19 protein-coding genes are annotated in these 21,150 nt (G+C 66.3%); 11 read left to right on the top strand and 8 right to left on the bottom strand.

The features are described from left to right. Positions 1-61: 61 nt before the first annotated feature. Positions 62-997, bottom strand: coding sequence for a DUF7638 domain-containing protein (locus PVW46_RS28560; RefSeq protein ID WP_069211480.1), 936 nt, complete (start codon positions 995-997; stop codon positions 62-64). A gap of 147 nt (positions 998-1,144) precedes the next feature. On the opposite strand from PVW46_RS28560, the gene PVW46_RS28555 reads away from it, so the two are divergent. Continuing rightward, complete coding sequence (locus PVW46_RS28555; protein ID WP_069211481.1) at positions 1,145-1,582, top strand: hypothetical protein; 438 nt, start codon at positions 1,145-1,147, stop codon at positions 1,580-1,582. Between the two features lie 53 nt (positions 1,583-1,635). Here PVW46_RS28555 and PVW46_RS28550 read toward each other — a convergent pair whose 3' ends face one another. The 5 genes from PVW46_RS28550 to PVW46_RS28530 form a co-directional block, all read right to left on the bottom strand. Then, complete coding sequence (locus tag PVW46_RS28550; protein ID WP_069211482.1) at positions 1,636-2,226, bottom strand: YeeE/YedE thiosulfate transporter family protein; 591 nt, start codon at positions 2,224-2,226, stop codon at positions 1,636-1,638. A 3-nt stretch (positions 2,227-2,229) separates the two neighbouring features. Further along, positions 2,230-2,778, bottom strand: coding sequence for a YeeE/YedE thiosulfate transporter family protein (locus tag PVW46_RS28545; RefSeq protein WP_043139649.1), 549 nt, complete (start codon positions 2,776-2,778; stop codon positions 2,230-2,232). A 183-nt stretch (positions 2,779-2,961) separates the two neighbouring features. Further along, positions 2,962-4,611: an OmpA family protein gene (locus PVW46_RS28540; protein WP_274578306.1), complete on the bottom strand. Its 1,650-nt coding sequence runs from the start codon at positions 4,609-4,611 to the stop codon at positions 2,962-2,964. A 251-nt stretch (positions 4,612-4,862) separates the two neighbouring features. Further along, positions 4,863-6,557 carry an OmpA family protein gene (locus PVW46_RS28535; protein WP_069211484.1) on the bottom strand — a complete coding sequence of 565 codons (1,695 nt, stop codon included), beginning with the start codon at positions 6,555-6,557 and terminating at the stop codon, positions 4,863-4,865. A 99-nt stretch (positions 6,558-6,656) separates the two neighbouring features. Further along, positions 6,657-7,907, bottom strand: coding sequence for a vWA domain-containing protein (locus PVW46_RS28530; protein ID WP_069211485.1), 1,251 nt, complete (start codon positions 7,905-7,907; stop codon positions 6,657-6,659). A 94-nt stretch (positions 7,908-8,001) separates the two neighbouring features. Between PVW46_RS28530 and PVW46_RS28525 the strand changes: the two genes are divergently transcribed. Beyond that, positions 8,002-8,640 (top strand): hypothetical protein, encoded by a 639-nt coding sequence (locus PVW46_RS28525; protein ID WP_069211486.1) that lies wholly within the window; start codon positions 8,002-8,004, stop codon positions 8,638-8,640. Between the two features lie 10 nt (positions 8,641-8,650). Here PVW46_RS28525 and PVW46_RS28520 read toward each other — a convergent pair whose 3' ends face one another. Beyond that, positions 8,651-9,559: an AAA family ATPase gene (locus PVW46_RS28520; RefSeq protein ID WP_043139659.1), complete on the bottom strand. Its 909-nt coding sequence runs from the start codon at positions 9,557-9,559 to the stop codon at positions 8,651-8,653. A 170-nt stretch (positions 9,560-9,729) separates the two neighbouring features. Between PVW46_RS28520 and PVW46_RS28515 the strand changes: the two genes are divergently transcribed. The 8 genes from PVW46_RS28515 to pyrC all read left to right on the top strand — a co-directional run bounded on the left by PVW46_RS28515 (position 9,730) and on the right by pyrC (position 18,913). Next, on the top strand, positions 9,730-10,797 hold the full coding sequence (locus tag PVW46_RS28515; RefSeq protein ID WP_069211487.1) for a glycosyltransferase family 2 protein: 1,068 nt from the start codon (positions 9,730-9,732) through the stop codon (positions 10,795-10,797). Further along, positions 10,794-11,471, top strand: coding sequence for a sulfotransferase family protein (locus PVW46_RS28510; protein ID WP_069211488.1), 678 nt, complete (start codon positions 10,794-10,796; stop codon positions 11,469-11,471). Before PVW46_RS28515 ends, PVW46_RS28510 begins: the two co-directional genes overlap by 4 nt. Beyond that, entirely contained in the window at positions 11,471-13,828 is a 2,358-nt protein-coding gene (locus PVW46_RS28505) for a glycosyltransferase family 2 protein (RefSeq protein WP_069211489.1), read from the top strand. The genes PVW46_RS28510 and PVW46_RS28505 overlap by 1 nt, the downstream gene beginning before the upstream one ends. A gap of 1 nt (position 13,829) precedes the next feature. Continuing rightward, entirely contained in the window at positions 13,830-14,531 is a 702-nt protein-coding gene (locus tag PVW46_RS28500; RefSeq protein WP_069211490.1) for an FkbM family methyltransferase, read from the top strand. 64 nt (positions 14,532-14,595) lie between these two features. Next, positions 14,596-15,645: a glycosyltransferase family 2 protein gene (locus PVW46_RS28495; protein WP_069211491.1), complete on the top strand. Its 1,050-nt coding sequence runs from the start codon at positions 14,596-14,598 to the stop codon at positions 15,643-15,645. A gap of 152 nt (positions 15,646-15,797) precedes the next feature. Further along, the gene (locus PVW46_RS28490; RefSeq protein WP_274578305.1) at positions 15,798-16,730 is read left to right on the top strand and encodes a Hint domain-containing protein; all 933 of its coding nucleotides are present in this window, start codon (positions 15,798-15,800) and stop codon (positions 16,728-16,730) included. Between the two features lie 162 nt (positions 16,731-16,892). Beyond that, positions 16,893-17,825, top strand: coding sequence for a phosphoadenosine phosphosulfate reductase (locus PVW46_RS28485; protein ID WP_069211492.1), 933 nt, complete (start codon positions 16,893-16,895; stop codon positions 17,823-17,825). A 53-nt stretch (positions 17,826-17,878) separates the two neighbouring features. Then, positions 17,879-18,913 carry a dihydroorotase gene (pyrC, locus tag PVW46_RS28480; protein ID WP_043139671.1) on the top strand — a complete coding sequence of 345 codons (1,035 nt, stop codon included), beginning with the start codon at positions 17,879-17,881 and terminating at the stop codon, positions 18,911-18,913. On the opposite strand, the gene PVW46_RS28475 is transcribed toward pyrC, so the two are convergent. After that, the gene (locus PVW46_RS28475; protein ID WP_069211493.1) at positions 18,876-20,480 is read right to left on the bottom strand and encodes a winged helix-turn-helix domain-containing protein; all 1,605 of its coding nucleotides are present in this window, start codon (positions 20,478-20,480) and stop codon (positions 18,876-18,878) included. The two genes, pyrC and PVW46_RS28475, sit on opposite strands and share 38 nt — an antisense overlap. Positions 20,481-20,614: 134 nt before the next feature. Here PVW46_RS28475 and PVW46_RS28470 point away from each other — a divergent pair, with 134 nt between their 5' ends. Further along, positions 20,615-21,085, top strand: a complete 471-nt coding sequence (locus PVW46_RS28470; RefSeq protein ID WP_043139675.1) for a DUF6647 family protein — start codon at positions 20,615-20,617, stop codon at positions 21,083-21,085. Positions 21,086-21,150: the final 65 nt, after the last annotated feature.

Here is a 21,150-nt window from a genome sequence, read left to right as displayed (position 1 = left end):
CCCTCCATTCCGGGTGCCACGCCAATCGCGTTCCATCGCACCAGACAGACACACCAAAGCCTCAGACCCTGCTGTCGCCGGACAGCACCTTGCGGATGGGAATGTCCTTTTCATCCATGTCGCCGCAGTAGCGGCGCAGGTGGGGTGGTACGGCCTCGTAGGTCCGCCGCAGGGTTTCAAGGTTTTCTTCCGTGGGGTCCGCCCAATAGGCATCCGCCGCCGAACGGCAGACATGGAAGCTCGTCGGCTCGCCGCGCAGTTCGCGCCCGCTTTCCCGCAACTCTCCGATCAGCGCCTCACCCGAACAGGGCCCCGGCGCAGCATAGGCGCAGGTTGCCGCCCCCAGCCCCCGGATCGTCACCCTGTCGCCCTCACGCGGGAAATCGTATCGGCCCTGTCCCAGCTCCACCTCGAAATCATCGAGTGACACAGACCGCGTCCCGCCGCTGCCCGTGACCGTCAGCGCATCGTTCCGGAACAGGACCAGCTGCACCAGGTCGATATTCTCCCCGCCCCGCTCGAAGGCCCAGAGCCACTTGCCCGGATTCCGGTCATGGTCGCTGTCCGGCTCAGCCTCGCACCAGGGCGCACTGCGGGTGCGGTTCTGCTTCCAGCGCAACCGCCCATCGACGACATGGCTGGCGCTGCCTTGCAGGTCTGTCAGGTTGTCCAGGCCGGGGTTTAACTCGGCCAGCAGGCCATAGACCCGCTCGACCAGCGCATCGGGCGTGAGCGTCCAGTCCCCCTGTTCCAGGTCCAGCAAACCGGAGCGTCCAAGGCGCAACGGTTCGCCATCGGGGATCGAGGTCCGGACCCGCCCCTTGCGAACGTCCTCCTCGAACATGGCCAGGTCCATCAGATCCGGCGCCTCGATCAAACCATCCTCGAAAACGGTCATGTCCACGAGGTGATAGTCGCCGATCCTCTGGATCACCGGAAAGGACAACCCGTCGATTGTGCGCGTTGCCTGCCGCCGTGTCAGTTCCGATGCCTTCATGCCCTGCCTCACCCTCCCAGCTTGTCCAAGCTATAGCGAAGGCGAACCGGGTCATGAAAGGCGGCGGCGCGCAATTCTTTGCCAAGCCTCCGGCCCCATGCGCAAACGGCATGGCATGGGCGCGGCGCTTGGCCTATCTTCCGCCCCATGACCATGATGCATCTCATCGCCGGCTTCCACGCCGCCACGCTCTGCCTTGCTGCCCCCTGTACGGCCGAGGCAAACCCCTGGGACCTGATCAGCGCGATCGAGTACGAGGAGACAGAGACAGAGACCTCGTGGTCGGTGGCCAAGACCATCCCCGAAGCGCTGCGCGACCAGGCGCAGGATTTCGAGGTCACGGGCTATTACGTCCCGGTCGAGGCACAGGCCTATGTCTCGACCTTCCTGCTGGTGCCGGACCCGGCCGATTGCCCGTTCTGCGGTCAGAACGGTTATGGTCCCTCGCTCGAGGTCAGCATGAAGCGCCCCATGCCCGACGTCCCCGAGGCGACAAAGGTCACCGTGCGCGGAACCCTGAATTTCGATGACAGCCCGGAAACCTATCGCGCGGTCTTTGTCACCGAAGGCGTTCTGATCGACTGAAAAAACGCCGCCCCGGTCTCCCGGGACGGCGTTTTTGCCGCGTGAGTGGCGGTCTATTCCGCGGGCAGCTCGGCGGGCCGTTTCTGGCCGGTCAGGTTGTCCGGCAGAACAAAGGCCACGAGCACGAAGACCAAGCCCAGCACGATGCCCAGGATGTCACCAGAGACGGCGAAGATCCCGTCGTAGGACGATCCCGGAACGCTGCCCAACGTGACCTTGCCGCCCGCGATGTCGTTCAGCAGGCCGCTGGCCTTCCAGGCCGGGTAGGTCGCCATGTAGGCAGCCGCGCCCAGAAGGCCCCCGGCGATGAAGAACAGCGCGTCACGGCGCCCGGTGGCCGCCGCACAGACGCCGGTGCCGGGGCAGAAGCCCGAGGCCGCCCAGCCCGCGCCCAGCATCAAGCCACCGATGAAGACACCGATATAGGCGGCCTTGACGCTCATGTGGCCCACGTCGACGAGGCCCAGCATCTGCCCGCCGAACATCAGGATCGAGCCGGTGCCGATCGCCAGCAGAATGGTCTTCATCAACTTGATACGCCGAAGGGTCAGCATCCCCGAGATCACGTTGGGATTGGTCGCCCCGATCCGGTCCAGCACCGCCCCGAAGGCGACACCGATCACGATTGCCAGAAGGATTTCCATCGTTCAGCCCTCCTTGTACATCATCATTGCGGTGGGAATGGCGGCGGCAAAGGCCCCGGCGGCGAAGATGTAGCCTGACAGAGCGGTCTGCATCATGCCCGACATCATGTGCCCCGAGGTACAGCCCCCCGCCAGACGCGCGCCGTAGAGCACGACAAACCCGCCCAGAAAGGCCACGGCATAGCGTTTCCACGGCGTGTTACCGAAATTGGCCTCCCAGATCTGCGGCAACCGTTTTTCGGCCCGTCCGACGCCCCCGCGCGAAAAGGCCGAAAGTGCAGCACCCGCTGCCATCGCCAAAACGAAGATGAACGAGTAGTTCAGCGGATTGGCCGCGCTCTTGGCATATTTGCCCGACGACTTGGCCATGTAGGCATTGGTCGAAGTATAGCCGTCCTCGGTCTGAGTGATGAAATCCGGGTTGACCGCATCCGCCACGATCCCGTCCAGGATCACGAATTGCGTCGAGACGCCGATGGGCTTGACCAGCAGCACCGCCGCAAAGAAGACGACGCCCAAGAGCACGCCTCCAAGTTTCCAGTCGAGAGTCATGCGCCCTCTCCCCCTTTGCATTGACATTCCACTTTCAGAATATCACTCGAGCAAGGTGGGGCGGATGATCCAGATCAATGCGCAACTTAAAATGTGCAAGAAACAGAATATTTCGTTCGGGTCGTGAAACGGGAAAAGCCCCCGGCGCGTGCCGGGGGCTTGTCCCATGTTCAGAGGGCAGGATCAGGTATCGGTCAAAAGCGGGGTGATCCGGCGGACGGCGGCGCGTCGGTTGGCCTGTTCCGCCTGGTCGGTCACGACCAGCAGATCGCTTTCGCCGTAGCCCTGCAGCACCAGATTCTCCGGCGGCACGCCGAAATACTCGATCAGGGCCAGGGCCACCGATTCAGCCCGCCGGTCGGACAGCGACAGGTTGTAGGCCTTGTTCCCCCGCGCATCCGTGTGCCCCTCGATCAGAAAGACCTCGCCCGGATCAAGGGCGATCGCCTCCAGCATGGCATAGCCCAGCGCGGCCAGTTCCTCGGCTTCTTCCGGTCGGATCGCGGCAGAGTTCGAGGCAAAGTGGATCGTGTCGATGTTGATCCCCGGCGCCATCTTGCGCACGGCGTCGATGTCACGCACCTGCGCCAGCGAGAACAGACGCCCCGCATCGACGGCAGTCTCGGCGCCCAGCGCCCCGTTCACGTCGCTGTCGCTTTGATAGGCGACGACGCTGGGCCCCTTGACCTCGGGCAGGTTGGTGACGACCACCTGGTCACTCTGCTGCGTGTCGTCGAACAGCACGACCTCGGTCCCGTCGGGCGCGATGGTGGACCGGCGCAGCACGCGCCCGTCCGGTGCGCGCACCGTCTCGACCTGGCTGCCATCCTGGTAGAGCATCACGTTGCGAGTGGAGCCGTCCTTGTACTGAAAGGTCTGCACGTTGGTGCCGGGCCGGTTCAACAGCACGTCGTCGTTGCGCAACACGCGCATGACACCGTTGTTCTGTACCACCATGCGGTCACCGCTGTTGGTGATGACCTTGTCACCGTTCTGCAGAACCTTGCCCAGGTCCACGCGGCGGAAATCCAGCGTGCCGGTCCTGATACCGATCTGGCGGGCCACCTTGTCGAAATCCTCGGACGAGCGGCGCACGTCCTCGGCGGTCAGCGTCCGGTCCAGCACCTTGACCGCCCCGGCTGCGATGCCGACGGCCGCGGCCACCTTGGCCACGTCACGCAGGGCCACGATATCGGCCTGTCGCTGGCTGGACCCCAGGTCGATGCTGCCGACCGGCAGACGCACGGTCTTGCCCGGGCGCGGCGCGATCTTGACTCCGCCGGAGGGCTTGCCGCCGACGATATCCTTGGCAAGCTGCTTTCGCAGCGCATCCAGGTCCACGGCACCGGGCTTGACCGTGACCTTGCCGCCGGGCGCGACCTTGATGGCGGGCTGGCGGGTTTTGGGCGGGATCGCGATCTTGACGTCCGGCACCTTGAGGCCCGGCGCGATTTTCCCGGTGGGCACACGGATGGTCGGTGTCTTGCCCTTCGGGCGCACGATCTGAACGTCGGGCACCCGCACCTTGGGCGTCACCTGTTTGGGGATGACGACCTGAGCGGGGCGCTTCTTGGGCTGCGGGGTCACGATGACCTGGGGCACCGGGATGGTCTTTTTCGGGGTGCGTACGGTCTTTTGCGGCGGCTGAACGATCACCTGCGGCGTCTTCTTGACCTGAGGCACCCGGCGGACCGTGCCCCTGTCGAGATCGCACTTGATGCCCAGCGCGGGATTGCAGAGTTGCTTGAGGTCAAAGTTCTGGGCCGCGGCGGGGCCGGCAAAGCCAACCGTCAGCAGGCCAAGCGCAGCCGGGGCGAGGAGGAGGCGTTTCATTCGGCAATTCCTTTCCAGCAAAGGCATGGACGGAGGTAAAGTCCTTGTCGCACCAGTCTCGACACCGAATGCGCGGCCCTACCCGGTAGGGCGGCCAGCAATGAAAACAATACTCCCGGCAGCGGGTCTGGTGACGTGGCGTCATCAAACCCCGTCCGACGATTTCGGACAACGGAGGTATTCCAGACCCGCAAAGGAAGACCCCCGGCAGAGGCTCTGCCGGGGGTCCGGAAATGGGCGGATCGTGAGCGTCAGCGCGCCGCAAGCAGCGGCGTGATCCGGCGCACCGCGGCGCGGCGATTGGCACGTTCCGCATCCTCTGTGCGCACCAGGAGGTCGCCCTCGCCATAGCCCTGCAACACGAGGTTCTCCGGCGGCACGGCGAAATACTCGGTCAGGGCCAGGGCCACGGATTCCGCGCGGCGGTCCGACAGGGCCAGGTTATAGGCAAAGCCCCCCACCGCATCGGTGTGCCCCTCGATCAGGAAGACCTCTCCGGGGTTCTGGGCGATGGCCCTTCGCATGGCCTCACCAAGTGCCGCCAGCGCCTGTGCCTCCTCGGGCCGGATCGCCGCCGAGTTGGTCTCGAAGTTGATCGTATCCACCGTGATCTCGGGGACCAGGTGGCGCACGGCGTCGATGTTTCGCACCTGCGCCAGCGAAAAGCTGCGGTTCACGCCTTCGGCCCCGGTCGCAGCCAGCGCACGCGCCAGCGACTCCGCCGTGGTGTCGCGATAGTCGATGCGGTTGCGCTCGGTCACGCGGGGCAGTTCGCTTACCTCCACCCGGGGACTGGCCTGGGTGTCATCGAAGAGAACCGCCTCCGTGCCGTCCGGCAGGACACGCACCCGGCGCAGGACCCGGCCATCGGCGGCGCGGATGGTCTCGACGACAGAGCCGTCTTCGTAGCGCACGCGCGTGCGGGTCGATCCATCGTCGAACCGGCGGGTCTCGACCTCGGCACCGGGGCGGCGCAGCAGGACGTCGTCGTTGCGCAGAACGCGGAACTGGCCATCCTGTTCGACAACCACCCGGTCGCCCGAGTTGGAGACCACGCGGTCATCCTCGTCCAGGATCTCGGAGAGGGCCACGGCGCCAAGGCCCAGCAGGGCTGCCTTGGCCCAGGGTTCCAGCCCGTCGTCGTCGCCATTGTCCTTGCGCGCTTCGGCGCCCGGCTTCACCGCGCCGTCCAGTCCGGTGCGGAAATCCTCGTCCGAGCGGCGCACGTCGCCCTCGTCCAGGGTTTCCTCGACCAGTTCGCCGTCGTCGCGCGGATCCGTGGCCGCCGCGGCGGGCGAACCTTCCAGCAGGCGCCGCAGGGCATCGACCTGGGCCTGCGGATCACGCCTCTCCGGGGCGGGCGCCGCTTCGGCGGCCTCGGGCGGATCCTGCGCCTCGGGGGCCGGATCCTTTGGAGCATCCGCGGTTTCTGGCGCGGGCTCTGGCGCTTCGGGTGCCTCGGGCACCACGACATCACCGGGATCGGCTGTCTCGGGCGGGTCCGTTGCCTCGGGGGCCGGGTCCTTCGGCACATCCGCGGTTTCGGGCGCCTCGGGCTCCGGCGGGTCCGCCGGTTCCGCAACTTCGGGCTCCGGTGTCTCGGCCGGTTCCGCAGCTTCCGGCGGCTTGGGCACATCGGCGGTCTCGGGCGGCGCGGGTTGCGCCGGTTTCAGCGCATCGGCCGGGTCCGCCGCCGGGTCCGCGTCGGCCTGGTCCGGCTTGTCCTTGCCGCCGCCCTTGTTCTGCAGCGCCTCGGCCACATCATCGCAGGTCAACCCGTCCGGCAGGTTGCCACCGACCTCGCAGATCCCGCTCAGAAGTTCCAGTTGCGCCGGGGGCAGACGTTTGGCGGCGTTTGCACCGTCCTGCCCCTGCGCCATCGCGCTCCCTCCGACGACGAGCGTCAGGGCTCCGGCCAGCGCCGTGGCGTTGCGAATGGGGGTCATGGCAGTCTCCTTTCCTTGTGCCCGCGTGGGGCTTGGAGAGGAAACGCACAAAGCACCGCCCCGGGTTCCCCCGGATCTCAAGGACAGGCGGCAACCCGCCTAGAGCAGTTTCATCAGCCGCGCCTTTTCGCCCAGGTCTTCAGGCCGCGAGATCGCCTCGGCCAGGTCTTCCAGCGAGGCTATGGAATGTCCGGCGCGGAAACTGTCCACATGCGGCAGCATGGCCCGGATACCCGTCGCCTTGGGCGCGAAGCCGTCCCAGCGCAAGAGCGGGTTCAGCCAGATCAAACGGCGCGCCGACAGATGCAGCCGCTCCATCTCCTTTTCCAGCGCGCCCGCATCGTCGCGGTCCAGCCCGTCGGTGATCACCAGCACGACCGCCCCCTGCCCCATGACCCGGCGCGACCAGTCCCGGTTGAAATCATGCAGGCAGGCCCCGATCCGCGTGCCGCCTTCCCAGTCCTGCGCCTCGGCGCCTGCCGACTTCAGCGCCGCGTCGACGTCGCGGGTGGCCAGGTGCCGGGTGATGTTGGTCAGCCGGGTGCCAAAGGTGAAGGCATGGACCTTGGCCCAGCCCTGCCCCTTTTCATTGGCCACCGCGTGCAGGAAATGCAGCACCATGCGGGAATACTGGCTCATCGAGCCGGAAATATCGCAGAGCACCACCAGGTTCGGCCAGCGCGGCCGCCGCTTGGCGCGGGCGATGGAGTGGATCTCTCCCCCCTTGCGCAGCGCGTCGCGGATCGTCTTGCGCGCATCCATCCGGTGGCCAAGGTGCGATCCCATCAGGCGGCGGCTCTCGATCGGCTTTACGGGCAGCGTCAGCCGCGCCAGCATCCGCTTGGCCTGGGCGATTTCCTCTGTCGACATCTGCTCGAAATCGAGGCTGCGCAGCTTTTCCTCGGCGGACATGGTCATCGAGGCGTCGACCTCGATCTGGGTGCCCTCTTCTTCCTCTTCCTCGGTGGGCACTTCGGGCATCTGGTCACCCAACAGGGCCTGCGCCGCCCGTTTCTCGGCGGCCACGGCAGAGCGATCCTCCTGCACGCCACGAATGGCGGGCAGCATCATCGACATCATGTGTTCCAGGAACCGCGGATCGCGCCAGTAGAGGCGGAAGATCTGGGCAAAGACCACGCGATGCTCGGGCCGGTTCACGAAACAGGCGTGCAGGGTCCAGTAGAAATCCATCCGCTCGGTAAAGCCCGCCGCCTCGACCGCGCGGATGGCGTCGATCACCCGCCCCGGTCCCACGGGCAACCCGGCCCGGCGCAGGGCGCGTGCGAAATGGATGATGTTCTGCGCAAGGCGCGGGTTTTCCGGGATTTCAAGCGGCAGGTATTCAGGCATGACGGGTACCTTCGCAGTCTGACCGCCCAAGACAAGGCGACTTTCGGGTGATAGCCTGCGCCCTCAGGGGCCCGGCCTGGTCAGGAGACCTTCGATGAACCTTTTCACCTCGCAACAGGCGCCGGCCATCCTGGCGGTCATCCTCTCGGTCATCGGCTTCTACATCTCGACCGTCGTCGCGGAAATCCGCAGCCAGCCGGTCGTGACCTATCGCTTCAGCCAGTCTGCTGACGGCACTGCCGAATTGCGGCTCAAGAACGTCTCGCTGGCGCAGGTTGTTGCGGACGCCAGGTTCGAAATCGCCTGCACCGACGGGCGCGAGGATTGTCTCATGGCACAGCCCTCCGGCGGCTATGCCGTCCTTGACCGGACGCCCCCTGTATCGCCGACGAATGTCACGCTCGAGGCCAGCCCGCGCGAGGCGGCGATCCGGGCGAACCTCGTACCAGGCGCCGTGGTTGCCCTTGCGGTCCGGCAAGCGCCGACGGCGAACGCCGTGCCGCTGGAGTTCTACTATACCGCCTCGAAAACCGCGCCGGAGGCACTGTTGCTCTTCGACGCCCGCAGTCTGACCGCCCTTTTCGTCGATAATTATTTCACCCTCATGCTGGTCGTCTTCCTCGTGGCCGCCGCCGCGCTGACACTGGTGATCGTCGTTCCACCCCTCGTTGCCCTCAGGACGCGAAAGACCGGGCCGGAAGACCCGGGCCAACCTGCACCTCCCGAGGGCTGAGGCACGGCGCTCACGCGGCCTCGATGGTGGCCTTGGCCTCTTCGAGGATGCGCTTGGCCTCGGAGCCTTCGATTTTCGCGATGTCGTCCTGGTACTTCAGGATCGCGCCCAGCGTGTCGCTGATCACCTCGGGGGACAGGTCCACCACGTCCAGCGCCAGCAGGCATTTCGCCCAGTCGATGGTTTCCGCCACCCCCGGCTTCTTGAAGATGTCCTCGGTGCGCAGAGACTGCACAAAGGCCACGATCTCGCGGCTCAGCGTCTCGGAGACATCCGGTTCGCGGGCGTTGAGGATTTCCACCTCGCGGTCGAAGCCCGGGTAGTCGACCCAGTGATAGAGGCAGCGCCGCTTGAGCGCGTCATGCACCTCTCGCGTGCGGTTCGAGGTCAGGATGACGATGGGCGGCTCGGGCGCCTTGATGGTGCCGATCTCGGGGATCGTGACCTGGAAATCCGACAGCGCCTCCAGCAAGAAGGCCTCGAAGGGTTCGTCCGTCCGGTCCAACTCGTCGATCAGAAGGATCGGCGCGCCGTGTTCATCCGGGCGCATCGCCTGCAACAGGGGACGTTCGATCAGGAAATCCGGACCGAAAAGCTCTCGGTTCAGGACGTCGCGATCTGCGCTGCCCTGCGCCTCGGCGGTGCGGATGGCAATCATCTGGGCCGGGAAGTTCCATTCGTAGACCGCGCTCGAGGCGTCCAGCCCCTCGTAGCATTGCAGCCGGATCAGGCGCCGTCCCAGCGCCGCGGACAGCGCCTTGGCGATCTCGGTCTTGCCAACCCCGGCCTCGCCCTCGAGGAACAGGGGCCGGCCCAGGCGCAGCGACAGGAACACGACGGTGGCCAGCGCCCGGCCACAGACATAGCCCGTGGCGCCCAGCGTTTCCTGAACTTCGTCGATTGATGCAGGCAATGTCATGGCGGTCCTCCTGCCCCCGGTTTCCCAAGCCCCGCGAGGGGCGTCAATAGGACGGAAGTCACGCCCCGATGCCCTTGACGACGGCGCGGATTGACGGGGTGCTCACGGAATGTCATGATTCGGGGTATAAAACCCGGGAAGAAACCCGGGGTTCTGGCAGACGAGCAGACATGGCTGATATCAAGGCGGGCGCCGCGCGGCGCATCACCGCTGTAACCTGCGTGAAGAACGAGGGCCCGTTCCTGTTGGAATGGATCGCCTTTCATCGTCTTCTGGGCATCAGTGATTTCCTGTTCTATTCCAACGACTGTATCGATGGCACCGATGCGCTGCTGGACGCGCTTGCCGCCTCCGATCGCCCTGAAACCGGCCATGTCGTGCACCTGCCCAACCCCGCTGAGGGCCGCAACTACCAGATGGAGGCGCTGAAGGCGGCGGCGAAACACCCGCTGGTGACGGGCGCCGACTGGGTCTGGATCGCCGATGTCGACGAGTTCCTGAACGTGCACGTGGGCGATCACACCATCCCCGCGCTGATCGCCGCCTGCCGCAATCCGCAGGCGATTTCCGTCAACTTCCAGTTCTTTGCCAGTGACGGCGTGACGGATTTCGTTGATCGTCCGGTAATTGCCCAGTTCACCCGGTCCCACAATCCCGATCTCTGGTGCGCCGAAACCGCGATAGAGGTCAAAAGCCTCGTGCGCCGCGATTTCCCCCTGCAGTATTTCGGCGCGCATCGGCCCTTTTTCCGCAAGTCCCTGCCAGAAGACAAATTGCCGGTCTGGACCGATGCCTCGGGGCGCAAGGTCCCGCCCAAGTTCCTGGCGGCCGCCAATCCGCGCCGCATCCGCAAGTTTCCCGCCGCCGGGGCGCGCAATTTCGCGACGCTCAACCACTATGCCCTGCGCTCGCTGGACAGTTACCTGGTCAAGAACGACCGGGGCGACGTGAACCGCGAGGGCCGCGTCTTTGACGACACCTATTGGCGCGAGCGCAACGATGCCGCCGTCGAGGATCGCTCGATCCTGCGCTACCTGCCACGGCTGGAGACCGCGCTGGACACCCTGAAGGCGGACCCGGACATCGCGCGCCTGCATGGCGACTGCGTGCGCCTGCACCGCGAAAGGCGCGACGCGCTGATGGCACAGGCGGACTACGCCAGGATGTACGCGCACCTGGCGGCCCTGCCCGCGCTTCCGCCCGGCGAGGCCGAACTGATCGAGGCGCTGGGACTATGAGCGACCGGACCGTCAAGCTGGTGAACCTCGGCCTGCCCAAGACGGGCACCACGACGCTGGCCCATGCGCTGAACGAAGGCGGATGGCGGGCGGCGGATCACAAGGTGCGCCGTGTGCATTGCCGCACCCCCGGCCTGGGCGGCACCTCCATCGCGCGGCAGCTGTATAACGGCTATTTCGAAACCGGCGACCCCTTTGCCCATCTCGACGGGCTTTACGATGCGCTGACGGAAATCAGCATGTTGAACCCGTCGGCCTCGCTCTGGCCGCAATGCGATTACGCGATGATCAAGGCAATGCGCCTGGCGCGGCCCGACATGCTGTTCGTCGCCACCTGGCGCCCGTCGGCAGAGATTTCGGACAGCATGCGCCGCTGGGGCAACCTCGGGCAGGATCGCCTGCCCGGCGGGGCCATCCCGGGTCTGCCGCAGGGCTATGGCGCCAACGACGACCAGCGCATCCGCTGGATCGAGGGGCATTATGCCATGCTGCGCGACCTCTTTGGCGAGGATCCGCGCTTTCTGGAATTGCCGGTGGGCGCCGCCGATGCACGGCAGCGGCTCTCGGCACATCTCAGGATCGACCTGCCCTGGTGGGGCAGGCTGAACAAGAACCCCGAAACGGGGACGACAGGCAAGAAAACCAAGGCCGGAACGGCACGAGGGGCAGCGTGATGAGGATCTATCTACATATCGGGCCGGATGGTCCGTCCAGCGATCGGATACAGAGGGTTCTCGACGCCAAGCGCGGGCGGCTCAGGGACGAGGGCGTTCTTTACGCCCGCAGCCCCGGCGCCCGAAATCATACACGCCTGTTCATGGCCGTCAGCGACCCGGACCGCCCGGATGTGCTGCGCTTCAACCGCGGCCTGATGCTGCCCGAGAAACAGCAGGCCCTGCGTGACGAGGTGGCCCGCCAACTGGCACAGGAGGTCGCCCGTGACGCGCCGCAGGCCCTGATCCTCTCGGCGCATCAACTGGGAACCTCGCTGAGCACCCGGGCCGAGCTGGAGCGCCTGCGCGACCTGCTGGCGCCGATCTCGACCGATGTCCGCATCGTCGCCTGGCTGGACGAACCGGCCCGTGCGCTGGTCGCACGTTATGGCGCGCAAGTCCTGGACGGGAGGGCGCGCGCACTGGACCTGGAACTGGGCCTGTTGGCGGCCCCGGACTACTGGCAGGCCGCGCTGGACACCCGGCCCGAGACAGCGCCCCGGGCCGGGCTGTTCGGCGAGGTGCAGGGTGCCAACTTCTGGCTGGACTATACCCGCCTGCAAGAGGAATGGGAGGCGGTCTTTGGCGCCGACACGGTGCAGTTCCGCTCGATCAACCGCGACCGGCTCTGGTCAGAGGAGGCGACGGATGAACTGCGCGCCGCCTTCGGCATTTCCGCCCAGATCGACAAGGCCGAGGCAGAGGATCTGCCGCGCCTGCCCGCGGCGGCCTGGCTGACCCGCGCGCGGCTGTTCAACGACGCGGTGCTGCGCCTTCTCGACCGGCAGGACATCCTGCTGCCCCGTCCGCTCTGGCGCAAGCTGTTGGCAGAGATCAAGGTGCCCGGCGGCGCGATCCTCGCGGGCGGCCTCTCGGCCCTTTCCATGCGCTTCGAAGAGGACATCGCCGCCCTTTGCGCCGCCCATCCCGGCATGTCGCCCGAGGACATGGAGGCCGACCCCATGTGCGGCGACTGGACAGAGACGGACCCGACGCGCGGTTTCCGCGCGACGCAATACCTGATGGCCTTCCGCTGGCGCATCGCCCAGGGCGACAAAGAGGAACGCGTGGCCCGGGCCGAGGAACTGGCCCATCTGACCGGCGACACCCCGGCAGAGCCGGACACACCGCCCCTGACCGACGCCGCGGCAGAGACCCTGCCCGCGCAGGCAAAACAGAATTTCGTGCGGCTGCACGGCTCGCCCTATGCGCCGCACAACAAGCTGGGCCGCGTCAACGAAGAGGACCTGGCCGCCGCCTTCACCCCTGCCCCGCATCGCCTTTTGCCCAAGGGGTCGACCGGCAATGTGATCGTGGCCTGCATGAAGAACGAGGGGCCCTATATCCTCGAATGGATCGCCTATCACCGCGCGGTCGGTTTCGACACTTTCCTGATCTATACCAACGATTGTTCCGACGGCACGGTCGAGATCCTGCAGCGGCTGGATGCCCTGGGCATCGTCCATCACCGCGACAACAACACCTGGTCCGGCAAGTCCCCGCAACAGCACGCGCTGGATGCCGCGCTGGACGAGGAGGTGATCCGGCAGGCCGACTGGATCGCCCATATCGACGTCGATGAGTTCGTCAACATCCGCTGCGGCAATGGCACGCTCTCGGACGTGTTCCAGCGGGTGCCGGACGCCACCAATATCGCGATGACCTGGCGGCTGTTCGGGCACAATGGCGTGCGCCGTTTCCAGGACCGTTTCGTGATCGAGCAATTCGATACTTGCGCCCCGAAATACTGCCCCAAGCCGCACACGGTCTGGGGTTTCAAGACCATGTTCCGCAACATCGGCGCCTACGAAAAGATCTCGTGCCACCGGCCCAACAAGCTGGCCGAGGGGTTCGAGGACCGCGTGAAATGGGTCAACGGCTCGGGCCGCGACATGACGGAGGCGGCGATCCGCAACGGCTGGCGCAGTTCCAAGCGGACCATCGGCTATGACCTGATCCAGCTCAACCATTACGCCCTGCGGTCCGCCGAAAGCTTCCTGATCAAGCGTCAGAGGGGCCGCGCCCTGCATGTCGACCGCAACATCGGGCTGAACTACTGGATCCGCATGGACTGGTCGGTGCACCGCGACATCACCATCAAGCGCAACATCCCCCGCGTCCGGGCCGAATATGACCGGCTGATGCGCGACGACACCCTGCGCGCCGCGCATCACCGGGCGCTGGAATGGCACCGCGCCAAGGCCGCCGAACTGCACGGCATGCCCGAGTTCGAGGAACTCTACCGGCAGGCGCTGGCGCTGGACCTCACGGAAACCGAACGCGTGGCCTATGCGCTCGCCCTCGACATGGAGACCTGAGATGGACGGCGCCGAGTCCGCCCCACGCGATCCCTACCTGCACTCGCGCGGGCTGAAGATCCCCAAGCATCCGCAGATCACCAAGGGCCGCATTCGCGGCGCACTGAAATCCGACACCTACGAGCGCAAGGAATGCGACGCGGTCATGCGCGTCGTGCGCCCGGGCGACCGGGTGCTGGAGCTGGGCGGCGGCATCGGCTACATGTCCACGCTTCTCTCGGTGAAGAAACAGGTCGCGCGCGTGGTCAGCTACGAGGCGAACCCGGCGCTGATCCCCTACATCCGCTCTGTCCACGCGGCCAACGGGGTGGAAAACGTCGACCTGCGCAACGCGCTGCTGTCACCGCAAGCGGGCGATCCCGTCCCCTTCTACGTCCGCAGGAACTTCCTCGCCTCCTCGATGGACCGCGAGGCCGACCCGGACAGCGTGACAGAGGAAGTCCCGATCATGCAGCACGCCATCGCCCCGGTGCTGGAGGCGGAAACGCCCGATGTCCTGGTCTGCGACATCGAGGGCGCCGAGGCTGATCTGCTGCCGGCCGGCGACTGGTCCGGCTTGCGCGCCGCCGTGATCGAGCTGCACCCGCAATGGATCGGGCAGTCGGGCGTGCAGGCGGTCTTTGACGCCATGCACAGCGCCGGGCTGACCTATTTCCCCAGGGCCTCCGAGGCCAAGGTCGTCACCTTCCGCAAGGGCTGGTGATGGCTCCCGGGACATGTCCCCGTCCCGGCCTCTGCGCCGGGACCTTCCGCCACGGGGGCGCCGCGTGAAGATCACCGCCGTTCTCTGTGTCCGTAACGAGGGCGCCTTCCTGCTGGACTGGCTGGCGCATCACCTGGCCTGTGGCGTGACCCATGTGGTCGCGCTCTCGAACGATTGCCAGGACGGCACCGACGCGATCCTCGACCGGCTGGCACAGGTCGCGCCGCTGACCCATATCCGCAACGATGGCCCCCATGACGAACGCGGCATCCAGTTCACCGGGTTGAAACTGGCCGACGCGGCGCCCGCCGTCACCGGGGCCGACTGGCTGCTGGCGCTGGACATCGACGAATACGTCAATGTCCACGCAGGCGGCCGCACCCTGCCCGCGCTGATCGCCGCCCTGCCCGAGGCCACGGCCATCACGCTCACCTGGCGGCTCTTCGGCAATGCCGGGGTGGCGCGTTACGCCGATGCACCGATCACCGGGCAATTCACCGCCGCCGCGCCGGTGGTCATGCACTGGCCCTGGCGCGCGGCGATGTTCAAGACGCTCTACCGCAATGACGGCACCTATGCCCGGCTGGGCGTCCACCGCCCCCGCGCGCCCGACAAGTCAAGGCTCGACAACGCACGCTGGTTCGACGGCGAGGGCCGCGAGCTGGACGACCAGTTCCGCACCCGCCGCATCTTTTCCCAGTACGGCCGGTCGAACTATGCGCTGGCCCAGCTGAATCACTACGCCCTCGGCGCGATGGAAAGCTACCTGCTCAAGGCCGACCGGGGCCGCGCGGTCCATTCGGACCACGCGCTTGGCATGGACTACTGGGTCGAGCGCAACTGGTGCAACGAGGAAGACCGCAGCATCCTGTCCCTGCCCGGCGTGGCAGAGCGCCGCGCCGCGTTCGCCGCCGACCCGGAGCTGGCCCGGCTGCACGCCGGGGCGGTCGCCTGGCGCCACCAGAGGCTGGAGGCCTTGCTGGCGCAGGAACCCTACCGCGCTCTCTTTGCGCGCCTGCTGATGACTCCGCCCTCACGCCCGGTGCCGATCCAGGCCGCGCGCGTGCTGGCCCGTCACGCCGCCCGCGCAAAACAGGCCGGCGACCAGCATTGATTTCGCACGCCTGCGTGTGCACGCGGATCGGACGTCAAGGATAAAATGTTTTTTCTTTTTGCACCTTTTTCGGCTGAACGGTTGAATCCTCAACCTGAAACCCTAGCAATTCAATGGGTTGAACGTTCCAACTTTTTGCCAAGGAGATTTCCATGCCCACCAACTACGAAGCACAGGGCAATGTCCTGCTGTCCGGCGTCACATTCAACGGCACCGAAGGTGCCCCTGGCAGCAGCCTGAACTGGGGTGGCCTGTTTTCCGCCGATGATACTTCGGGCACAATCGTGGACCAGGACGACGACGGCCGGCTGGACGCGGGCGTCGACACCTTCGCCAGCGGCGGAGCAACCTTCACCGGCTACACGATTTCGGGCGGTGACGGTGTCGAATACCCCGTCTTTACCGACGGTGGCGGCAACTATGCGCTGGTCATTCCCGATGCGACCACGCAGACGCTGGTCGCCAATTCCGGCACCTCGAACACGTTCCAATCCGAAACCAGCGACAGCAACGTCTACCTCTGCTTCGGCAAGGGCACCCTGATCTCGACCCCCGAGGGCGCGCGCGCCGTGGAAACCCTGTCGATGGGTGACCCCGTGCTGACGCCCGATGGCCGCAGCGTGCCGGTGAAATGGGTCTGGACGCAGGAAGTCTCGACCCGCTTCGGCCCGGCCGACCGCCTGCAACCCGTGCGCCTGCGCGCGGGCGCCCTTGGCGATGGCCTGCCGCAGCGTGACCTGGTGCTGACCGCCGACCATGCGCTGCTGATCGACGGGATGCTGGTCAATGCCAGTGCGCTGGTCAACGGCGATACAATCGACTGGCTGCCGCTGTCCGAGCTTGGCGAGAGCTTTGCCGTCTATCACATCGAGACCGAGGACCACGAGATCATCCTGGCCGAGGCCACGCCGTCGGAAACCTATATCGACCACGTCGGCCGCCGCAGCTTTGACAACTACGCCGACTACATCGCGCAGTTCGGCGAAGAACCGGCGCTTGCCGAGATGCCGATGCCGCGTGTCAGCTCGCGCCGCCTGCTGCCCCCGGCGCCCAAGGCACGCCTGGCCGGCAACCGCGCCGCCTGAGGCAACACGCAGAACGAGGCGCCGCCCTCACAGGGCGGCGCTTTCACATCACGGCGCCGCCGCACCCTTTTGCCACCCGCGCACCACAATCTCGCCGAAAATACCGGGTATATTCGCCTCAAATCCGCGTCTTATTTTGCGGAATACGAGGGACCGCCCGGTATGGAATCGCACCAAAGTACTTTTGCCCCCGACCTCAGCCACCTCTCCCGCAGCGAGTGGCTTGGCGCGCTCAGGCGCATCGGAGAGGAACAGGGGTTTGCCGAACCGATGGGCAAGACCCATGCCGCCATCTTCGTCGAGGACGGCGACACGCTGATCGTGAGCTTCGAGAGCATGTCGGGGATCGAGGCGCTGTCGGAAACCCGCACCCCCATCGGGTTCGACATGGTGGGCGGCGCGGGCTGGTCCTCGCTCTCGTTGCTCAGCCACGGCGACACATGGTTCCGCGATCCCCGCGTCTATGCCTTTTTCGACCAGTTGCAGGACGATGGTTTCTTCGACGAGTTCGAGACGGTGCTGTTCTACGGCGCCGGTCCCTGCGGCTATGCCGCCGGCGCCTATTCCGTCACCGCCCCTGGCGCCCGCGTCCTGATGCTGCAACCGCAGGCCACGCTGGACCCGCGCGTCGCCGAATGGGACGACCGCTTTGCCGAGGAACGCCGCCGGGACTTCACCTCGCGCTACGGGTTCGCGCCGGAAATGATCGACGCCGCCGACAAGGCCTGGGTGATCTACGATCCGCGCGAACGGCTGGATGCGATGCATTCCGCCCTGTTCGAAAAACCCAATGTCGCCCGCTACCGCGCGCCCTTCATGGGCGGCGCGCTTCAGGCCGATTTCCGGGCGCTCGACCTGCTTCCCGGCCTGCTCTCCGCCGCCGCCGAGGACCGCCTTTCCCCGGCGCTCTTTGCCTCGATGCTGCGCGCCCGGCGGGATCACCCGCCCTACCTGCGCCGCCTGCTGCACCGGCTGGACGCCGATGGCCGGACGGAGCTGACGCGCATCCTGTGCGAGAACGTGGTGGCGCGGATGCATGCCCCCCGCTTCCGTCGCCGCCTGGCCCAGATCGAGGCCACCGACGACAGCGCCTGAGACGCCCCACGACAGGCTGGCGCGGCGCCGGTCCGCGTGCTAACGGCTCAGGCATGGAACAGATCAGCATCCGCCGCCCCGACGACTGGCACCTGCACCTGCGCGACGGCGCCATGCTGCAGGGAATCGCCCCCGAAAGCGCCCGCGACTTCGCCCGCGCCATCATCATGCCCAACCTCGTGCCGCCCGTCGTGACCGGCGACCAGGCCGCCGCATATCGCGACCGCATCCTGGCCGCCCTGCCCGAGGGCGCCGATTTCAAGCCGCTGATGACGCTCTACCTGACCGAGGAAACCGACCCCCACGACGTGGTCCGCGCCCATGCGGACGGCATCGTGACGGCAGTGAAACTCTACCCGGCGGGCGCCACGACCAACTCTGCCTCCGGCGTGCGCGACTTCGACAAGGTGCGCGGCGTGCTCGAGGCGATGGCAGAGGCGGGCATTCCCCTCTGCGTGCATGGCGAAGTGGTCGACGCGGATGTCGACATCTTCGACCGCGAGGCCGTCTTCATCGACCGCATCCTGGACCCGGTCCGCCGGGCCACCCCCGGCCTGCGCGTCGTGATGGAACATATCACCACCCGCCAGGGTGCCGACTACGCCCGCGCGGGCGGCGATGACCTGGGGGCCACGATCACCACGCATCACCTGGTCATCAACCGCAACGCCATCCTGGTGGGCGGGATCAAGCCGCATTACTATTGCCTGCCCGTCGCCAAGCGCGAGGAACACCGGCTGGCGCTGCGCGCCGCCGCCACCTCGGGCGATGCCAGCTTTTTCCTGGGCACCGACAGCGCACCGCACATCGACCCGCTCAAGGAAAACGCTTGCGGCTGCGCGGGCTGTTTCACTGCCACCAACACCCTGTCGATCCTCGCCGAGGTCTTTGAACAGGACGGCGCGCTAGACCGGCTTGAGGCGTTCACCTCGCTCAACGGCCCGGCCTTCTACCGCCTGCCCCCGAACGAGACGCGCGTGACCCTGACCAAGGGCGAACCGGTCAGCTACCCGGACAAGATCGAGACCGGCGACGGCCCGGTGACGGTCTTCAATCCAATGATGCCCCTGCATTGGCGGGTGGGCTGAGCGGCACACCCGCGGCCCTTGCCCCCGAGTACAGCCGATCACGCGTGGCCGGATCATGGATCGCACGGGCGACGGCATAGGTGTCCAGGCTGAAATCGGGTTTCAGTTCAAGCAGGCGATCCCTTGCGGCCTCTGCCGCGGGCTGGTCGCCCAGATGCGCCGCCGCCGCCGCGGTATAAAGATGGCGCTCGATGAAATCGGGCGCCTCTTCCAGCGCCGAGATGGCCGCGCGGTACTGGCCCAGGTTGAACCGCGACAGACCCGCGCCCACGGCGTACCAGGCCGGCCAGTCCGGGTTGAGCACCTTGGACCGATCCGACCAGGCGACGGAATCCTCGCCCAGTTCCCCGCGCCAGTTCCCGATCCAGGCGGCCTCGGCCAGGATGTCGGGGTTGTTGGGCGCCAGCTCCACCGCCCGCCGCAACAGCTGCTCGGCGCGCAGCGTCTCGCCCCGGTGACCGGCCAGCCAGTTCATCTGCACCAGCACCTGCGGCTCTTCCGGTGCCAGGCGCGCCGCCGTCTCGATCGCCTCGATCCGGTCCGCAAAGATCGGTGCTAGCGCCTCGGGCGTGGCCGCGTTGCTGCCGCGCAGGGCATGCACGACCGCCAGTGTACCCCAGGCCTGAACAAACTGCGGGTCCAGTGCGATGGCCGTTTCAAGATGGGCCACGGCGATCTCGTAGTCGGCGGGGGTAAATCGGTGCTTGTGCTCGGTTCCGATCAGGAAATGTTCATAGGCGTCGAGGTTCTCGGTCCCGCGCCGATGCACCGCTCGGCGGTCGTTGCTGGCAATCGCACCGGTCCAAGTCCCGCGCAGCGCGCCGGTCACACGGTCGGTGATCGCATCCTGGATTGCAAAGAATCCGCCCGTCCCGTCTCGCCATGTTTCGCCCCAGACGATCTCTCCGCTGGACACTTCCACAAGGCGCGCCTGCACGGCGATCCGGTCGCCCTCGGCCTGGATGCTGCCGGCAAGCCGATAGCGGGCCGCGCCCTGTTCGCCCTCGATCACGCGCAACCAGCCCTCATCCGACAAGGTATTGGCAATATCCCCCGCCAGGGCCCGGCCCAGCCGGTCCCAGCGTATGTCGTCGCTGTCGTTGCGGAACGCCCCGACCAGCACGGAAGGACGTTCTGCCAGTGAGGCCTCGCCCTTGAGACCCGGCCAAAGCAGCAGGGCCAGCGCGACAAGCATCCCTCCGGCCAGCACACCCAAACCCAGCAGGGCCGCACCGCGCGGTCGGGCGACCTGCCCCGAACCGGGGCGCGTGCCCGCCCCTTCGCCCGCAGCCTTCAATACCAGCCGATAACCCCGGCGCGGTACGGTTTGCAGCGCCATTCCAGCATGATCTTTCAGCGCCCTGCGCAGTTCCGAAACGCATTGATACAACGAGTTTTCGGAAACATGCGTCTCGGGCCAGACCGCATCCAGAAGCTCATCCTTGCTGACCACCTCACCCGGACGAGCACGGAAGTAAGCCAGCATCGCGGCCGCATGGGGCCGCAGCGCACTGTCATCAAATTCCCTACCCGACGTCGTGTCGGCCTGCTGCGATTCGGCAATCATTTCGGGCAATCACGCTCCTATAGCCCTCAAATTAGCAGAGTTTGGCGAGAATTCAGAAAACTTTCAGGACCCGTTCAGGACTTTCCGGCCGTTCGCGCCTCAGACTCCTGGCATATGCAAGGGAGACTTTGGTCGTGGATATCCTCATCGACGCATTGCTCGCCTGGATTGGCGAAGAGACAGATTATGACACCCATGACCTGCCGCACCCGATTGTGCGCGTCATGAGCCCGCAGGAGCTGACCCGCGAATATTACAGCGGCGTCGCCCATCTGATGCCCGAGGACGGGGTAGACGACCGTCTGAACGCGCTCTTTGCACGCACCGACGGCCCGAATGGCACGATCTACCTGCTGGCCCCGGCCCATATCGACTATGCCGAAGACTTCGACAGCCCCACGGACAACCCCCTGTGGCGAGAGATCCTGCTGCACGAACTGGTCCACTACGTTCAATGGAAAAGCGGCGCCTCGCAAAGCTGGGACTGTCTCGCGATGGGCGAGCCGGAGGCCTACACCCTGGGCGGGCGCTACCTGAAGAAGACGCGCACCACCGACCCGCTTCCGAACCGGATGTTCTGGGGCCGGATCTACGCCCGCTGCTGAGCACTGCGCGCGGTTTGTACAAAATGCGGATTTCGGCGTACAAAACGTACGTTTTGTACAAGACC

Source organism: Mameliella sp. AT18, from assembly GCF_028807275.1.
Lineage (GTDB): Bacteria > Pseudomonadota > Alphaproteobacteria > Rhodobacterales > Rhodobacteraceae > Antarctobacter > Antarctobacter albus.
This window is presented reverse-complemented; position numbering and strand designations above follow the sequence as displayed.

What these genes read in the sequence shown, in the direction of transcription:
- PVW46_RS28540 (WP_274578306.1), bottom strand. Translation starts at nt 4,611, where the DNA reads ATGAAACGCCTCCTCCTCGCCCCGGCTGCGCTTGGCCTGCTGACGGTT.
- PVW46_RS28485 (WP_069211492.1), top strand. Translation starts at nt 16,893, where the DNA reads ATGGAATCGCACCAAAGTACTTTTGCCCCCGACCTCAGCCACCTCTCC.
- PVW46_RS28550 (WP_069211482.1), bottom strand. Translation starts at nt 2,226, where the DNA reads ATGGAAATCCTTCTGGCAATCGTGATCGGTGTCGCCTTCGGGGCGGTG.
- PVW46_RS28555 (WP_069211481.1), top strand. Translation starts at nt 1,145, where the DNA reads ATGACCATGATGCATCTCATCGCCGGCTTCCACGCCGCCACGCTCTGC.
- PVW46_RS28515 (WP_069211487.1), top strand. Translation starts at nt 9,730, where the DNA reads ATGGCTGATATCAAGGCGGGCGCCGCGCGGCGCATCACCGCTGTAACC.
- PVW46_RS28535 (WP_069211484.1), bottom strand. Translation starts at nt 6,557, where the DNA reads ATGACCCCCATTCGCAACGCCACGGCGCTGGCCGGAGCCCTGACGCTC.
- PVW46_RS28475 (WP_069211493.1), bottom strand. Translation starts at nt 20,480, where the DNA reads ATGATTGCCGAATCGCAGCAGGCCGACACGACGTCGGGTAGGGAATTT.
- PVW46_RS28525 (WP_069211486.1), top strand. Translation starts at nt 8,002, where the DNA reads ATGAACCTTTTCACCTCGCAACAGGCGCCGGCCATCCTGGCGGTCATC.
- PVW46_RS28545 (WP_043139649.1), bottom strand. Translation starts at nt 2,778, where the DNA reads ATGACTCTCGACTGGAAACTTGGAGGCGTGCTCTTGGGCGTCGTCTTC.
- PVW46_RS28510 (WP_069211488.1), top strand. Translation starts at nt 10,794, where the DNA reads ATGAGCGACCGGACCGTCAAGCTGGTGAACCTCGGCCTGCCCAAGACG.
- PVW46_RS28560 (WP_069211480.1), bottom strand. Translation starts at nt 997, where the DNA reads ATGAAGGCATCGGAACTGACACGGCGGCAGGCAACGCGCACAATCGAC.
- PVW46_RS28500 (WP_069211490.1), top strand. Translation starts at nt 13,830, where the DNA reads ATGGACGGCGCCGAGTCCGCCCCACGCGATCCCTACCTGCACTCGCGC.
- PVW46_RS28490 (WP_274578305.1), top strand. Translation starts at nt 15,798, where the DNA reads ATGCCCACCAACTACGAAGCACAGGGCAATGTCCTGCTGTCCGGCGTC.
- PVW46_RS28520 (WP_043139659.1), bottom strand. Translation starts at nt 9,559, where the DNA reads ATGACATTGCCTGCATCAATCGACGAAGTTCAGGAAACGCTGGGCGCC.
- PVW46_RS28505 (WP_069211489.1), top strand. Translation starts at nt 11,471, where the DNA reads ATGAGGATCTATCTACATATCGGGCCGGATGGTCCGTCCAGCGATCGG.
- PVW46_RS28530 (WP_069211485.1), bottom strand. Translation starts at nt 7,907, where the DNA reads ATGCCTGAATACCTGCCGCTTGAAATCCCGGAAAACCCGCGCCTTGCG.
- pyrC (WP_043139671.1), top strand. Translation starts at nt 17,879, where the DNA reads ATGGAACAGATCAGCATCCGCCGCCCCGACGACTGGCACCTGCACCTG.